Source organism: Bartonella sp. HY761 (assembly GCF_026743145.1).
In the GTDB taxonomy this organism is placed as follows: Bacteria; Pseudomonadota; Alphaproteobacteria; order Rhizobiales; family Rhizobiaceae; genus HY038.
Window position 1 is genome coordinate 2563449 of record NZ_CP104887.1, and the last position, 17436, is coordinate 2580884.

The following is a 17436-nucleotide window of genomic DNA, read 5'->3' on the forward strand; positions in this document are numbered from 1 at the left end:
AAAATGCAAGATTTTAATATACTTGCATCCTTAGTCCACTTGAATCCCACTATATATCCTTGCATCATGACACATAATCATAAATCAAGAGCATATGATTAAATTTCGCTTAATGCATAATTCAGGCAGCAGCAAGGCAAAAATACGTTGAAAGCGGTTAAACTTTCAACGTACTTAATTTAGTTAGTCAAAAGACCTAATTCTTTTAACTCACGCAATGCCAATGCATCGCGCCCTGAGACATCTGGATATTCTGGATCACTACCAACATCCTGCGTATAGCGCCATGAACGCGCGCATTTAACGCCCGTTGCTTTTTGTGGCAACACGGCAACATTGGCAACTTCATCCATACTAAATGCGTCGCTAGGTGCTGGTGCATTGGTGATCATAATATCACTAGTGATAGCAATTTCGGCCATATCAAGGCCCTCAACTGCTTTCAACAATTCAACATCATTGATATAAACAATTGGTGCAGCTTCAAGCGAAGAACCAATGCGCTTATCAGCACGTTCAAGTTCTAAGGCACCAGTAATCGCTTTACGCACATGGCGCACTTTACGCCAACGCTCAGAAACTTCATCATTGCGCCACTCTGCCGGTGTTTGTCTAAATTGCTCAATATGCACAGTTTTTGCATTTGGATAATGGGCAAGCCAAGCTTCTTCACAAGTAAATGGCAACATAGGAGCAAGCCAAGTAACAATACGTTCAAAAATATGGCGCACGGTTTGCAAGGCGGCCTTACGGCGAATGGATGATGGAGCATCGCAATAAAGCGAATCTTTGCGGATATCAAAATAAAATGCCGATAGATCAACAATACAAAAATCAAGCAAAGCACGACTGATGCGTTTAAAATCAAAAGCATTATATTCTGTGCGCACCACTTCGTCTAATTCATAAAGGCGATGAAGCATCAGTTTTTCAAGTTCTGGCAAATCCGCATAAGCAACATCTTCGCCGCTATCATGGGCAAGAGTACCAAGCATCCACCGCATAACATTGCGCAATTTACGATAAGAATCAACACTGGTTTGGAAAGTATTCTTCCCAAGGCGTTGATCTTCCCAATAATCGGTATTCATCACCCAAAGACGCAAAATATCAGCGCCAGATTGTTTGATGATTTCCTGCGGTGCAATAACATTGCCAACCGCTTTTGACATTTTTCGGCCCTTTTCATCCAAGGTAAAACCATGGGTTAGAACGGCATTATAAGGCGCGCGGCCGCGTGTTGCACAACTTTCTAACATTGATGAGTGGAACCAACCGCGATGCTGATCTGAACCTTCAAGATAAAGATCCGCAGGCCATTTAAGGTCAGGACGGTCTTCCAAGGTGAATGTATGAGTGGAACCAGAATCAAACCACACATCTAAAATGTCACTTACCATCTGCCAAGGTTCACCTGCACGGCTACCAAGGAAACGCTCACGCGCACCTTCTTTAAACCAAGCGTCTGCACCTTCCACTTCAAAGGCTTCTAGAATGCGTGAATTCACCGCTTCATCAAGTAAGATCTCGCCGTCTTCATTGGCGAAAATAGCAATTGGTACGCCCCATGTACGTTGGCGCGATAACACCCAATCAGGGCGATCTTTCATCATCGCATGCAAGCGATTTTGCCCAGCTTGCGGCACAAAACGTGTTTCCTCAACCGCCTTTAAGGCACGGCTACGCAATGTTGTGCCATCGCCAAGATCTTTGTCCATATAGACAAACCATTGCGGTGTATTGCGATAAATAACCGGCTTTTTGGACCGCCAACTATGGGGATAATCATGAGTGATACGGCCACGAGCGAAAAGATGATTGCGGGCAATCAACTCATCCATCACTGATTTATTGGCGTCCCCCATCTTGCCATTATCATCGATAACACGGGCTGCGCCACCTTCACGATCGGCGCCAAAGCCCGGTGCGTCACCGGTATAAAAACCACCATCATCAACAGGGAAAGGAATACTTGGATCAATGCCAAGACTTTGCAATTTACGGGTTGATGAAAGCCAGATGTCAAAATCTTCACGACCATGGCTTGGCGCTGTATGCACAAAACCAGTACCTGCATCATCGGTGACGTGATCGCCATCAAGAAGCGGTACAGTAAATTCATAGCCGCCGCCAAAACCGTGCAATGGGTGAAATAGGAGAGTTGCGTCAAGTTCATCACTATTGACATCGCGCAACTTTTTAAAACCAAGCTTTGCTTTTTCTGCGCAGGCTTGTGCAAGATTATTAGCAAAAATGACTTTTTCACCAACTTGCGGCCCAAAATCATTTTCAGCCGCTACAATCTCATAAAGTCCATAGGCAATTTTTGACGAAAAAGAAACAGCGCGGTTACCTGGAATTGTCCAAGGTGTCGTTGTCCAAATAACAACAAATGCGCCTTTAAGATCTTCTGCCTGTGTATCTTTAACTGGAAATTTAACCCAGATAGCATCAGAAACATGGCTATGGTATTCAACTTCAGCTTCAGCCAAAGTTGTGCGTTCAACCACTGACCACATAACTGGCTTTGAGCCGCGATAAAGCTGGCCACTCATAGCAAATTTCATCAATTCGCCGGCAATACGCGCTTCGGCGTGGAAAGCCATAGTCGTATAAGGCTGTTCAAAATCACCGATAACACCAAGGCGCTTAAATTCTTCTGATTGAAGTCCAATCCACTGAGCTGCAAACTCGCGGCATTCTTGACGAAATTCATTGACTGGAACATCGTCTTTATTTTTACCAGCATTGCGGTATTTTTCTTCAATTTTCCATTCAATTGGCAAGCCATGGCAATCCCAACCGGGGACATAATTGGCATTAAAACCACGCATTTGAAAAGAACGGGTAATAACATCTTTCAAAATTTTATTGAGCGCATGGCCGATATGAATATTGCCATTGGCATAAGGAGGGCCATCATGCAAAACATATAGAGGACGGTCCTTTGCTTCTTCGCGCAACACTTTGTAAAGATTCATTTCTTGCCATTTCGCCAAAATCTCTGGCTCACGCTGCGGCAAGCTTGCGCGCATGGGAAAATCTGTTTTTGGCAAAAATAACGTGGTGGAATAATCAATTGTCTGGTTAGTATCAGTCATTGAAAAATCTTTCTGATTGTCTTTTTGACAATATAATTGGAAATGAGCTTATTATATTGAAATGATCAATATAGGCAAATTGGAATTGGCAACAAAGCGCAATAGCGCTGACTTTAATTAATGGTTACCCACCATTAAACGGCATAAAATCCCCGGACCTTTCCATGACCTAATTGGTCAGATAAAAGGCCGGGCGACTAATTCGCCCCTCAATTCGTCTGCTACATATTATAAATATATTTTTGCCATAATGTTTCATAAATGCCTTTTACAACGGACTTTATCGAAATAAAACAAAAATTATCTAAAATTATAGAAAAAAGCCATTTCCTTACAGGCTATAGAGAAATGCAAATGACTTTTATATCGTAACGGTATTTAATTTTCACAAAAATCAACTAAAAAGATATTGCAATACAAAGTCATTATTTTATGATTTTGAGATTAGGAAATATCCATTAAACTAATGGTATAGCACATTATTTTACGCCCATATGGTTATTTAAAACAAGGCTGGACTTCATGAAGAAAATTTTGACCAGTGCTTTTGCACTCTTATCTTTAAGCGTATTGAGTAGCGCAAACGCCCAAACAACTCCTCAATCGGCAGTTGAAGCATTAATGCAATGCGACGGCAATTTTTTTAAGGAAATCAAAAATATACCTAGCCTAAAAGGGATAACAAGCCAACTGAATACAACCAATATTGAAGCGAAGGGAAGTTTATCCATACCTTTAAATTATACATCCCCTGAAGGTATAAAAATCAATAAATTCACGATTGATTATTCTGACTTTGATTCGCTTAAGAAGCTTGGAATTTCTGGACCACAAGGCAAATTTTATTATTGGGGATTTGAAACAAAACAATCATTAAAACAGATTATCTCTTTACTCTCTAAAAATAATCAATTGATTCAAGATAGAGGTATTTATATTTATAATCCGATGATAAAAACTGGAAAGAATGGCAACTGGCAGCCAAACAGAGCTGCATTGCATGGAACCATGCCAAAACCAAAAGTTGCTGAAAAAGTGCTTATTATCGAACAAAATAAAAAAACAAATGTTGTCAGTATTTCTTGCACCTTACAGGGCAATGTCAGCAAACAAGATCTTATTGCAGCCGGACTGCATAAAAAATAAGTTAAAAACAGAATTTTAAGATGCTCATAAAAATCCGCCCTATGCGCCAAAATGGCAAAGCATAGGGCGGATTAAGCTATTATTGCTGATGGAATTCGGTTTCAATAACCAAATTTACATCATCGCTAACCATTGGCACCATGGCGCTTAAACCAAATTCAGAGCGCTTGATAACGCCTTTAGCTGAAAAACCGAGAGCTGCCTTTTTTGTCATTGGATGTGGAGTAAGAGCTGTATTAAAAGTAACATCCAAAGTTACAGGCTTGGTTACACCATGGAATGTCAAGTCACCAGTTACTTTGCCAGTTTTTTCGCCAGTTACTTCAATCGCAGTTGATTTGAAAGTAATGGTTTTATACTGAGCAACATCAAAAAACTTTTCGCCAGCCAATTCTTCATTAAACTTATTTGGTTCTGACTGGTGATTGGTATCAACCGAAGCTGGATCAACAGTAACTTCAAGAATTGACTTTGAAACATCTGATGGATCGAGAACAAGGTTACCCTCAATCTTGTCAAAGCGAGCAATATAATTTGAAAGACCGAAGTGTGAAACACTCCAAAGCAAATTAGTGTGGTTTGGATCCAAAGAATAATTGCCTTGTGGAGCCTCAATTGAAGCAGCATGTGCAAAGCTGCTGCTTACAGCAAGTAGAGCAACAGTAGCAAGGGTCTTGATAAGGCGCATGAAAAATTCCTTTTGGTTTATGATAACTTGTCCTTAAAGTATCTCAATAGAACCATTTGTGAAGTGGATAAATCGTAACGACTTGTTTCCATTTCTTTGACAGTGAAGACATATATTTGCGTTGCCAATATTCTGCATAGAAGTATGACCTATAGCATTATTAAACTAGGCGCCAATTATTACCCCGGAAAACGTCTACAGCTAATTGCACAAAAATTGAGCAATTATTATTTTCGATCGAAAATAAATCTAATTTCGCGTCTTATTTAATCAATTTTTGCTGAGTAATTACGCATAATGCCTAAAATCTATAAGCCATGCAAAAATGCATATCTGCCTTGCTATAGTGTTAGTTGTATTGTGATGAAAAAAAGAGCAATATTCAGAGGTCTCAAGAATTTGTCTCCTCCCATTGCATTTTCTTGAGTGTTCCCCTCTGAAGGTTTTGCCCTAGATGGCACCTTCATAACTTGCCGGACTTTTGTCCGGCTTTTTTTTTGGCTTTTTATCTTATACTTGTTTTGCATTGAATTATTTTTTACTGATGTAAAATCAATGAGCCCTACTTTGAATTACTCATTGTCGATTACTGCCAATATCAAAACCCTACCCATCTAGACTTTTCAAAACATCAAAATTTTTCAACATATAATCTAAGAAGAGAAAAACTAGTATTTTTTGCTTATTAATCAAGATTGTCGTCAAGGCTTTTCATTTTTGCCATTTTGTGTATTTATAAGAAATATTAATATTGCCATTAAGGCATAGAAAATGCCAAAAATCAGCTGATAAGAATTTATTGATCATTTTAGATTAAGTTGCGCAAAAATGATCTGGAAGGAAAGCCTAAAGAGATGAACTGGATTACAAATTTTGTTAGGCCCAAAATTAATTCAATGTTGGGTCGACGTGATATGCCTGAAAACCTATGGATCAAAGATCCTATCAGCGGTGAAATGGTATTCCATAAGGATCTGGTTGAAAACCAATATGTGATTCCCGCTTCTGGTCATCATATGCGTATTCCGGTCAAGGATCGCTTAAAGCATTTTATGGATGATGGCATTTATGAAACTTTGGAAAACCCCAAGGTTGTGACCGACCCGTTAAAATTTCGCGATGAAAAGCGTTATATTGACCGTCTTAAAGATTATCGTTCTCGCACGGGCATGGATGATGCTATCGTTAATGCACGGGGCACTATTGAAGGTTTGCCAATCATTGCAACCGTTCAGGATTTTTCCTTTATGGGCGGATCTTTAGGTATGGGAGCTGGCGAAGCAATTGTAAAAGCTTTTGAAACAGCTATCGCCGAACATCGCCCACTTGTTCTATTTACAGCATCGGGGGGCGCACGTATGCAAGAAGGAATTTTATCCTTAATGCAGATGCCACGCACCACCGTTGCGATAGAGCGTATGAAAGAAGCAAAACTTCCCTATATTGTGGTATTAACTAACCCAACAACTGGCGGCGTTTCTGCCTCTTATGCAATGCTTGGCGATATCCACATTGCTGAACCAGGTGCAACAATTGGCTTTGCTGGTGCCCGCGTTATTCAGCAAACAATCCGTGAAACTTTGCCTGAAGGCTTCCAAAGCGCTGAATATCTTAAAGACCACGGCATGGTTGATATGGTGGTTTCCCGCCTTGACTTAAAAGAAACCATTGCCCGTCTTTTGCGCTTGATGATGAAAATGCCTGCACCGCAGCCAGTCGAATCAATTATTGATGAAGCTGTCAAGGAACCTGCAGCATAATTGCTTAATTTATCCCCCTATCACTATTAGTAGGGGGATAGAGAAAAATATATAAAGCACTTTTATTTAAAAATATTAGTTCTTATCAAAAGCGCCTTTATTCCTTTATTTTTTGATTTCTTCACCAGGATACACCCCCCAAAGGTCCATTTGCTTTAAATAGCCACGGTAACCATGGATTTCCATCTCGCACCACATGCCATCACAAGCACGTACATTGCCTATGACGCCGGATTGCACTTCTGCGACCAAGGCGCCTTCGTTATCAGGGGTTTTTCGCATAACAAATAATTGGTCATCCTTAACCCAAGGCGCAGTCATGGCCGTACGCCTTCCATCAAGCTGCCCACCATTTACCCAGCCTGTTTCACCATTTGCATCACGAATACGGCGCCATTGATCATACTCAGCTATGATTTCAACAGGCAACCCTTTTTTCTTGTAAACCCAGGCAATTTTATATTTATTTGAGTCGGGACCAACACGAACATTGATTTTGTCAAATTTCAAACTAACAAAGCGCGGAATTGGTAATTGGCTATTTTTGCCAAGATTTGTCGGCGCAACTTGCGCGGTTTCGTTTACCACCCCATTATCTTGGCTTTCAGAATCTTGGGCCATAGCCAATCCGCCCCCAGCCAATAGGGTCGCAAATATCAAAAGCGATGTTCTCAAAATAGCAGAAAATTGCACAACCAACCTCATTGTCATTCCAATTAAATTTTTATTGCATTTAAACTGGCAAATGCTAAACATTTGAATAGAATATGCAGTCAGCATATCTCATTATCCGCATAGCTATATGCCAAGCTGGTTAATGAGCAGTCAATAGAATGCAAAATATATGATCTTTGTTTATTGTTAGTTTTTATTAACAGGCATCTTTGAAATATACGGACGTTCTTTTCAACTTAACAGGTTGATTAAATTGTAGATTTTTTTACTTTAAACATTTGGGATACGGAATGACCGATCAAAAAAAGCCACTTGTTGTTTTAACTCGTAAATTACCTGATCCGATTGAGACGCGAATGGGAGAGCTTTTTGACGTCCGTCTTGCGCCTGACCAAGCAATGACTAAAAGCCAATTGATTGAAGCAATAAAAATTGCGGAAATTTTGGTTCCAACGATTCATGATCGCATTGACGCTGAATTAATTGCAAAAGCAGGACCACAATTAAAACTTATCGCAAGTTTTGGTAATGGCACTGATCATATTGACGTTGCTGCAGCCACTAGCCGTGGTATTATTGTTACCAATACCCCCAATGTTTTAACGGAAGACACCGCAGATATGACTATGGCACTTATTCTTTCAGTGCCACGGCGTTTGGTTGAGGGTGCTAATGTTTTAAACAGTAAATCTGGAAATTTTTGGCCCGGTTGGTCACCAAATTGGATGCTAGGCCGGCGAATTTGGGGTAAAAAACTCGGTATAATCGGCATGGGGCGCATTGGTACAGCCGTTGCAAGACGCGCACGCGCTTTTGGACTTTCCATTCATTATCATAATCGCCGTCGCGCCAATAACGCTATTGAAGATGCTTTAGGTGCAACCTATTGGGAAAATCTCGACGAGATGCTCAAAAATATGGATATTGTATCCATCAATTGTCCATCAACACCTGCAACATTCCATTTACTTTCAGCCGAGCGACTTAAAGCAATGCAAAAAAGTGCTTATATTGTTAATACCGCGCGTGGTGAGTTAATTGATGAAGAAGCACTTATCACCGCAATTGAAAATGATCACTTAGCTGGTGCTGGTCTTGATGTATTTGAAAATGAGCCCACCATTAATCCACGCTTGCTTGAGCTTGCCAAAGGTGGTCGGGTGGTTTTACTACCCCATATGGGTTCAGCAACTATTGAAAGCCGGATTGATATGGGCGAAAAAGTCATTATCAATATCCGCGCATTTGTCGATCATCATCGCCCGCCAGACCGCATTCTGCCAACCCGCGCTTAACGCCAATTTCAATTAAAACAGGCAATTTGGATATTTGAAAAGCCAGAAAATCACATTCACTAAAAAACGCATTAGCTATTACGAAAATGACTGTAGCATTAATTGGCGCAGCCATTTTTGTATCTGATCTTGATGATTACGTTCATGCCATGCCATAATTTTTGTATAGCCGCTAATCTCCAAAGGTGGCGGTAGCAACGCTAAATTGGTAAAGGTTTTAGCCAGTCGCTCGGGTGCAACGGTTATAAAATCACTTTTTTGCAAAATACTAGGTAACATTAAAAAGCTGGTTACGGATAATGACACTCGGCGCTTACGACCAATTTTTGCCAATGCTTCATCGCTAACGCCATAAAATTGCCCACCATCATTCGACACCAAAACATGTTCAAGTGAACAAAACTCATCAAGCGTCAATTTTTGTTTTTGCGCCATAGGGTGATCTTTACGCATCAAACAAACATAACGCTCATGATAAATAATACGACTACGTAATAATGGTGGTGAATTTTTTGGGTCGGTTAAAATAAGATCTAGTTCACCACGCGCCAACATCGATTGCACATCAACATGGTGGTAAGAAATAAAAGAAAGATTTACCCGTGGTGCAATTTTTTTTAATGCAAGAATAAAGGGAAGCCCAATCACCTGCATATCATTATCATTGGCGGCAATTTTGAAGGTTACATCTAAAAATGCTGGATCAAAAACCACCGGTTGAACGAGCTTATCAATATCAGACAAAATTTGCTTTACAGGCGCTGCCAAGCTTAAGGCGCGGTCGGTCGGCACGATGCCATGCGAACTTCTCACAAATAATGGGTCATTAAATTTGTCACGCAATCGATTTAACATGCTGCTCACCGCAGGTTGCGTCAGCGATAATTTATTAGCTGCTTTTGTAACATTACATTCTTCTAAAAGTGCATTTAAAGCTTTTAATAAATTAAGATCAAGCGTCTTGATATTATCCATATTTATACCAATTATACAAATCATTTATTTTACTGATAACAGCAGCTGGGATAGGCTTCAAGCAGATTTATTTTTAGTTAGGATTAATTCAAATGGCAAAATTGCGTTATCTCAATACAGCATATAATATTAAAAACCTTGAATTAAAAAACCGCGTCGTTATGCCGCCCATGTGTCAATATCAAGCACAGGATGGAATGCCTAATGAATGGCATCATATTCATTATGCATCGCGCGCTGTTGGCGGTGTTGGACTTATCATTGTTGAAATGACCAATGTTGCCGCCAATGGGCGTATTTCACCTAATTGCCTAGGCTTATGGAATGATGAACAAAGAGATGCATTTAAACCAATTGTTGATGCTGCCCATCAACAAGGCGCAAAAATAGCCATCCAAATTGCCCATGCAGGACGCAAAGCGCTTGGCACAACCAATGTTGTTTCATCTTCAGCCATGATATATGATGGAAGTGCTGACGCAGGGGATGGCAAATGGTCTTATCAAATGCCCCACGCATTGAGTATTGATGAAATTGATGAAATAGTGGTAGCATTTCGCAATAGCGTTAAACGCGCTGTTGAAGCTGGCTTTGATGCCATTGAATTGCATGGCGCCCATGGCTATCTCATTCATCAATTCTATTCGCCTAAAATGAATCTTCGCGATGATGAATATGGCAAAGACAAAATGCTATTTGGTGAGCGGGTTATTAAAGCTGCAAAAGAGGTTATGCCGGCTGAAATGCCCCTTTTTGTACGAATATCAGCACAAGAATATGGCGAAAATGGATTTGATGTTGATTATGGATGCCAAGTTGCCAAACGTTTTGTTGCAGCCGGCGCAGATGTTCTTCATGTGAGCGGTGGCGGAGACGGCAAATTAGACCCCAACCATACACCAACTTTTCATGCTGGTTATCAGGTATATCTTGCAGATGCGGTTAAACAAGCAACGGGCGTTCCGGTTATTGCGGTTGGCATGTTAGATGATCCGCAGGTTGCTGATTTTGTGTTAAGTAGCAATGCAGCTGATCTTATTGCGGTCGGCAGAGGCTTATTACGCGATCCCTATTGGCTATTAAACGCCCAATATAATCAAAAAGGTGCAGATTTTAGCCCTGTAGATTTCGTGCCAAAATCCTATAATCGCGCTTTTTAATATATTTTTTGAAACCTACGCCTCCATGAATGCCATGAATACTTGACTGTATTGTAACAAAAAGCACTTATGGAGGTATTATTTACTCAACCCTTTACACAGCAAAAAGGATATCCATAACCAATTTCTCAGCCCTTGCCCTTATTCCATTTTTTCATTATAGCAAGCATGAATAAAAATTATAAACTGCAATGCTTTATAAATGCGTAGTTTGTAAGTCGTAAAGCAGTGATGCGAGTAACATCACATCATTGATAAAGGTAGGAATAAAAAAATGCGATTGGGCGGCCGTCTTCAAGCAGCGATTGAAGTTTTAAAAGATATTGAGACACGCAAACGTCCTGCAGCTGACGCATTAAAAGATTGGGGACTTTCCCACCGCTTTGCAGGATCTGGTGACAGGGCTGCAATAGGTAATATCGTTTATGATGCTTTGCGTCGCCGTCTATCCATTGCTTATCGCATGGGCGATAATAGTATTGAAAAATTAGCCTTTGGCGCTTTAATGAGCGAAGGCGGCATGAATTTTGCAACCCTTGATGCAGCATTGCATGATGACCGTTTTGCGCCAGAACAATTGGATGGAAACACACGCAACCATTGGCAAAATGCTAATATTGCTGATGCAGCCGATTATATACAAGCTGATATTCCACAATGGTCTATAACTTATTTCCAAGACCTATTTGGCGTTAATTGGATTAAAGAAGCCGCTGCCCTTGGCGAGCGCCCACCACTTGATTTGCGCGTTAATAGTTTAAAATCTAATCGCGAACGCGTGTTGAAAGAGCTAGCAGAAACACATGCTCAGCCAGTTGACTGGTATGATGAAGCAATTCGCATTGCCCCCATTGAAGGACTAGGCCGCCACCCAAATGTGCAAGCTGAACCGGCTTTCCAAAAAGGTTGGTTTGAAGTGCAAGACCTTGGCTCGCAAATTGCAGCTCACTTGGTTGATGCTAACGGCCATGAACAACTTCTTGATTATTGCGCTGGCGCTGGTGGTAAAACCATGGCCCTTGCCGCCCAAATGGATAATCGTGGCCAAATTCACGCATATGACGCGGAAAAAAGCCGTCTTGCGCCAATTTTTGACCGCTTGCGCCGTGCCGGCGTGCGCAATAGCCAAGCCCATGCTAATCTAAAAGAATTAACCCCATTAAAAGGCCAAATGGATTGTGTATTGGTTGATGCACCATGCACAGGTACTGGCACATGGCGCCGTCGACCAGACGCGAAATGGCGCCTTACTGAAACACAGCTAGAACGCCGCGTTGAAGAGCAACGCCAAGTGCTTGATAATGCCCTTGAGTTTGTCAAAGATAATGGCCGCCTTGTTTATATTACTTGCTCACTTTTTGCGCCTGAAAATGATGAGCAAATAACCAGTCTTTTGGCACGTGAACCCAATTTGAAAAAAATCGATATGCAAGACCTATGGCAAAAGCGCATGTCGGCCAAAAGCCCAGCGCCACATTTTTCAAAGCATGGTATTGTTTTGTCACCTAAAAGCACGCAGACAGATGGATTTTATATCAGCGTCCTTGAAAAGAAAGCATAATGGCAATAAAGGCAATTGTAACTGAAAAAGCGGGTAAAAAATTTCTGTTTCTCATGGCAGCTCAAGCTGAATATGGGGAAAAGCTAAAACAGATTTTTACCCCGCTTTTTATAGGTGTTGGGCCAGTTGAAGCGGCCGTAAATACCGCCATTGCATTATCAAACTTAAGCGCACAAAATTGCCTACCCGATTATGTCATTTCTCTCGGCTCTGCCGGCGCACAAAATTTGCATCAAACAGGCGTTTATCAAGTAGCGTCGGTTTCTTGGCGCGATATTGATGCGAGCGCATTTGGCGTTGAAAAAGGCTTAACGCCATTTTTAGACCTGCCAAAAGAAATAGAATTGCCATGCTTTTTAAACAACCTGCCAAAAGCTCGGCTATCAACCGGCAGTAATGTTGTTTCAGGCAGTGCCTATAATGAGATTGATGCAGATATGGTTGACATGGAAACCTATGCAGTATTGCGGGCATGCCAACAATTTAATCTGCCGCTTATTGGTTTGCGCGGTATTTCTGATGGCAAACATGAAATCAACCATATTGACGATTGGCAGCTATATCTCCATATAATTGATGAAAAGCTGGCTAATTGCGTCGATGAATTATTGAATGTGCTTGCAAAAACTTAAGCTATTTCATTTTAAAACCATTTCATTTTTAAAATTGAGTTTGAACCCAAATGGAACTACCTGCAGACTTGCGGCAAGCTGGTGAAGAGCTTTTAGCCAATGTTTCAATCAACGAGTTGAGCAATGCCTCAAAACGATTGAGCCAGCGTTATCGTACTGAAACACGCGATGGTCGCATGCATCTTGATAATTCCATGGCGGCAAAAGCCTATATCGCTGCACGGCTACCGGCAACCTTTGCCGCCGCCTATAAGGCGCTTGATGAAGCTTATGCTGTGCTTGGAGATTTTGCCCCTAAAACTATGCTTGACGCGGGCTCTGGACCCGGAACAGTATTTTTTGCGGCGCGCGAAGTTTTTGAAACCCTTGAAAATATAAGCCTTTTTGAGCAAAGTGGCGACATTCAAAAAATTGGCGAGCAATTATGCCAAAAAACCAGCCATACCAATCAAACGGTTACATGGTGCCATGAAGATTTAAGCAAACAAGCAGCTCTTGACGCTTTGCCAATTGCTGACCTTGTCACCTTGGGTTTTGTTCTTGATGAATTGCACGATGAACAGCAAGATAGGTTGATAAGCAGCCTTTGGCAAAAATGTGCAGGTGCATTGGTGATTATTGAGCCCGGCACGCCGGCAGGTTGGAAACGCATTTTACGCCAGCGGCAAAACCTTGAAAAGCTTGGCGCCTTTATCGCTGCCCCTTGCGCACATTTAGCCCCCTGCCCTTTAACGCAATTAAATGCAAAAATTGACAGCAAAACCCAAGAGGATTGGTGTCATTTTTCGGTGCGCCTCGCACGCTCAAAACTTCATCGCCTTACCAAGAAAGCAGAAGTCCCTTATGAAGACGAAAAATTTTGCTATCTTGTTGCGTCGCGTTTTGCACCACAACCGATTGAAGCGCGTATTTTAAGCCATCCACAAAAAAGCAGTGGCCGCTTTGCTTTTAAGCTTTGCACTGATAAAGGCAATGTTGAAATACGCCAAATTACGCGCCGTGACGGTGATTTATTTAAACAGGCGCGCCGCCTTGAATGGGGCGATGCCTTAAAGAGCGGTTGATTACATTCAACAATATCGGCTGCGGATTTAATCTTAAAAAACACAATAATTTTTGTGAGACCATCAATAATAATTAGTTTATATCCCTAAGGGAACTCATCAGAAAATATAAATTTTCCATTTTTGCGACTTTCTTCTGAAGTATTTATCTGGTGCAAAAAAGAAGAAATGACGGTATCGATTAAATATCTACATGCATCATCTTCATTAGCGAATTCTTTAACGTCATATCGATTTCCTCTCTCACTATAAAAAAACAGCCCAATCTTCTTTCGGTAAATAATTATAAGTGATACAATGACACATTCCATTTCCAAGAGAGTTAAATGCGAAAAGATGGCTAGATAATCCTAATTGCGAAAAATAGTTTTTTGTTCGGGAGATATTTAAAGGTTTTTCTTTTGAAACCATCATTTCTATTTTTTTATTGGCTAATTGTTACGGCGTATGTGTTCAAACCGTTTCACCAAAAAACCATTTAAACGCATTATTTCACGAACAAAAAAACTAAAATTTTCCCGTGAAATCCAATGGATAGATATGGTTTTGCCGTTTATTTTACCCCAAAGCCGCGAATAATAAAAGATTAAGCTGCATAAAATTATTCGTTGCAAAGCACAATTCTTGTCTTTTCTAATCCAATTTAATTGTTGGTCCGCAACTTTAGGTTAATTTGCCCTTAACTCTCGCTTGCTATAATTTCCAAAATTAAAACCGTTTTAGGTTGGATCGCATTTAGGATTTTAAAATGAGACAAGGGCACTCTGCTTATAATTTACCAGATGAAGACGACTATCAAGCACCACGCTTTAGCCATGTGCTTTTTCGTCAGCTTGGTACATTTTTAGGTCTTGGCCTACTTATTTTAATTGGTCTTGCTGGCACCGCTCTTGCTACTTGGAATTTTGCCGACCCATCATTAAGCTTTGCCAATAATAACCCCGTTACCAACCAGCTTGGTTTTTGGGGCGCAGCCTATGCGGATATTGCCTTGCAGTTTTTTGGCCTTGCAGCTCCGGTTAATTTATTGCCACCATTTTTTTGGGCAATTTTATTACTGATGCAACGCGATATTCCAAAGCCCATAACCCGCATCATTCTATGGGGGCTTTCAGGCATTTTCTTTGCAACCGCTATTGCAACTATTCCTCCTATTGCAGGTTGGCCTATGCCAATGGGCCTCGGCGGCGTTGTTGGTGATAAGTTTTTAGGCTTTTTTGACCAATTACTGTCCTTCATGCCCAAAACATTACGCGATATTGTTATTGCTATTGTTTTTACCCCCCTTGCTTTGATAACTGCTGCCTATGCTGGCGCAGTGATTGGGCGCAATAAAGCTAAAAAGCGCCAAAAATTGGCAGAAGTTAAACGATCCAACCGCGTTGAAGATTATGAAGATGCGCCGCGCGCGGGCATCTTTGTGACAATGTTTGGTTTGACCATGCATCTATTCATGCGCGTATCAGCATTTTTTGCACGCATCAAAGCAAAGCGCGCCGAAAAATTTGCCTTAAAAGAGCAGCGTAAGCCATCAAACAAGCAAACGGAAATACGCACAGCAAGACAAACCACAACATCGAACCAACGTGTTGAGCCAAACTTTAGCCAAGACATTGACGAGCGTGGCGATCATAATGCAATGCCCAACAATAATGAGCGCGTGGCGATAGAAACGCGGCAAAGCCGCGCCGCAGATCGCAAGCAAGATACAGGTCGGCAAAGTAACATTGCCAAAAAAACCACTAGCAATGGCTTTGAATTGCCTCATCTAGAGTTCTTAGCCGAACCAAAAGAAACCTTTAAAGATGCTTCGCTTTCCAAAGATCAATTGGCGCAAAATGCCGAACTTCTTGCCCGCGTTTTAGAAGATTTTGGGGTAAAGGGCGCAATCATTGATGTAAGGCCGGGGCCTGTGGTTACACTTTATGAGTTTGAGCCGGCGCCGGGGGTGAAATCATCACGTATTATCAGCCTTGCCGATGATATTGCTCGCAATATGAGTGCGATATCTGCCCGTATTGCTGTAGTGTCAGGTCGCAATGCTATTGGTATTGAATTACCGAACAAACATCGTGAAACGGTTTATTTGCGTGAAATTTTTGAAACCCGTGATTATCTCGATAGTAAAGCAAAGCTTGGCCTTGCCTTAGGTAAAACGATTGGTGGCAATGCGGTTATTGCAGATCTTGCCAAAATGCCCCATGTGCTCGTTGCAGGTACCACTGGCTCGGGTAAATCTGTCGCTATTAACACCATGATTATGTCACTTCTTTATAAGCATACACCACAAGAATGCCGCCTTATCATGGTAGACCCTAAAATGCTGGAATTGTCAGTCTATGACGGTATTCCGCATTTGCTAACGCCGGTTGTAACCGACCCCAAAAAGGCTGTTGTGGCATTAAAATGGGCGGTGCGCGAAATGGAAGAGCGTTATCGCAACATGTCCAAACTTGGCGTGCGCAATATTGACGGCTTTAATGAGCGTTTGCAAAAGGCAAAAGAAAATGGCGAAAGCCTATCACGCACCGTGCAAACTGGCTTTGATAATGAAACAGGCAAGCCGATTTTTGAAACCGAACATTTTGATATGACAACCATGCCCTATATTGTGGTTATCATTGACGAAATGGCCGACTTGATGATGGTTGCCGGCAAAGAAATTGAAGGCGCGGTACAACGTTTAGCGCAAATGGCACGTGCTGCAGGTATCCATGTAGTTATGGCAACCCAGCGCCCGTCCGTTGATGTTATTACCGGTACGATTAAAGCCAACTTCCCAACCCGCATTTCCTTTTCGGTTACTTCTAAAATTGACAGTCGCACAATACTTGGCGAACAAGGCGCCGAGCAATTATTGGGCCAAGGCGATATGCTGTTTATGATGGGCGGCGGCCGCATTCAACGCGTACATGGACCATTTATCGGCGATCATGAAGTGGAAACCATTGTAAATCACCTTAAAACCCAAGGCACACCAGAATATCTTGATGCTGTCATGGAAGACCAAGGCGATGACGAAAGTGATAATTCAAGCAATAATAGTAACATGGCCAATAGTGAAGATCCCTATGATCAAGCCGTTGCTATTGTTCTTCGCGATAAGAAAGCCTCAACATCCTACATTCAGCGCCGCCTTGGCATTGGCTACAACCGTGCGGCCTCTATCATTGAACGCATGGAAGAGGAAGGCATTATTAGCCCTGCCAACCATGCCGGCAAACGAGAAATATTGTTAGAAGACGGCAATGAAAATTATTAAAAAGATGATTTCATAAAACACCATAAAGACCGCAATCACACGGTTTTTATGTTTAAATGAAATGGAAAAATCGCGAAGTCAACAGATTTGCGCCATGAAACAGCCATAGCCAATAGT

At 41.5% G+C, this 17436-nt stretch carries 12 protein-coding genes; 8 read left to right on the forward strand and 4 right to left on the reverse strand.

The window, feature by feature from the left end:
• Positions 1-179: 179 nt before the first annotated feature.
• Positions 180-3101: an isoleucine--tRNA ligase gene (ileS, locus tag N6A79_RS11075; protein WP_268545977.1), complete on the reverse strand. Its 2922-nt coding sequence runs from the start codon at positions 3099-3101 to the stop codon at positions 180-182.
• 522 nt (positions 3102-3623) lie between these two features.
• On the opposite strand from ileS, the gene N6A79_RS11080 reads away from it, so the two are divergent.
• Positions 3624-4247, forward strand: a complete 624-nt coding sequence (locus N6A79_RS11080) for a hypothetical protein (RefSeq protein ID WP_268545978.1) — start codon at positions 3624-3626, stop codon at positions 4245-4247.
• Between the two features lie 79 nt (positions 4248-4326).
• On the opposite strand, the gene N6A79_RS11085 is transcribed toward N6A79_RS11080, so the two are convergent.
• Complete coding sequence (locus N6A79_RS11085) at positions 4327-4935, reverse strand: YceI family protein (RefSeq protein WP_268545979.1); 609 nt, start codon at positions 4933-4935, stop codon at positions 4327-4329.
• A gap of 854 nt (positions 4936-5789) precedes the next feature.
• On the opposite strand from N6A79_RS11085, the gene accD reads away from it, so the two are divergent.
• Positions 5790-6695 carry an acetyl-CoA carboxylase, carboxyltransferase subunit beta gene (accD, locus tag N6A79_RS11090; protein ID WP_268545980.1) on the forward strand — a complete coding sequence of 302 codons (906 nt, stop codon included), beginning with the start codon at positions 5790-5792 and terminating at the stop codon, positions 6693-6695.
• Between the two features lie 105 nt (positions 6696-6800).
• Here accD and N6A79_RS11095 read toward each other — a convergent pair whose 3' ends face one another.
• On the reverse strand, positions 6801-7316 hold the full coding sequence (locus N6A79_RS11095) for an SH3 domain-containing protein (RefSeq protein WP_182417695.1): 516 nt from the start codon (positions 7314-7316) through the stop codon (positions 6801-6803).
• Between the two features lie 344 nt (positions 7317-7660).
• Here N6A79_RS11095 and N6A79_RS11100 point away from each other — a divergent pair, with 344 nt between their 5' ends.
• Positions 7661-8665, forward strand: coding sequence for a 2-hydroxyacid dehydrogenase (locus tag N6A79_RS11100; RefSeq protein WP_182417696.1), 1005 nt, complete (start codon positions 7661-7663; stop codon positions 8663-8665).
• Positions 8666-8743: 78 nt separating this feature from the next.
• Here N6A79_RS11100 and N6A79_RS11105 read toward each other — a convergent pair whose 3' ends face one another.
• Positions 8744-9640, reverse strand: a complete 897-nt coding sequence (locus tag N6A79_RS11105; RefSeq protein WP_268545981.1) for a LysR family transcriptional regulator — start codon at positions 9638-9640, stop codon at positions 8744-8746.
• Positions 9641-9732: 92 nt separating this feature from the next.
• Here N6A79_RS11105 and N6A79_RS11110 point away from each other — a divergent pair, with 92 nt between their 5' ends.
• The 5 genes from N6A79_RS11110 (at position 9733) to N6A79_RS11130 (ending at position 17319) form a co-directional block, all read left to right on the forward strand.
• The gene (locus tag N6A79_RS11110; protein ID WP_268545982.1) at positions 9733-10800 is read left to right on the forward strand and encodes an NADH:flavin oxidoreductase/NADH oxidase; all 1068 of its coding nucleotides are present in this window, start codon (positions 9733-9735) and stop codon (positions 10798-10800) included.
• A gap of 274 nt (positions 10801-11074) precedes the next feature.
• Complete coding sequence (locus N6A79_RS11115) at positions 11075-12361, forward strand: RsmB/NOP family class I SAM-dependent RNA methyltransferase (protein WP_268545983.1); 1287 nt, start codon at positions 11075-11077, stop codon at positions 12359-12361.
• Positions 12361-12993, forward strand: a complete 633-nt coding sequence (locus tag N6A79_RS11120) for a 5'-methylthioadenosine/S-adenosylhomocysteine nucleosidase (protein ID WP_268545984.1) — start codon at positions 12361-12363, stop codon at positions 12991-12993. Before N6A79_RS11115 ends, N6A79_RS11120 begins: the two co-directional genes overlap by 1 nt.
• Positions 12994-13043: 50 nt before the next feature.
• The gene (locus tag N6A79_RS11125) at positions 13044-14057 is read left to right on the forward strand and encodes a small ribosomal subunit Rsm22 family protein (protein ID WP_268545985.1); all 1014 of its coding nucleotides are present in this window, start codon (positions 13044-13046) and stop codon (positions 14055-14057) included.
• 748 nt (positions 14058-14805) lie between these two features.
• Positions 14806-17319 carry an FtsK/SpoIIIE family DNA translocase gene (locus tag N6A79_RS11130; RefSeq protein WP_268545986.1) on the forward strand — a complete coding sequence of 838 codons (2514 nt, stop codon included), beginning with the start codon at positions 14806-14808 and terminating at the stop codon, positions 17317-17319.
• Positions 17320-17436: the final 117 nt, after the last annotated feature.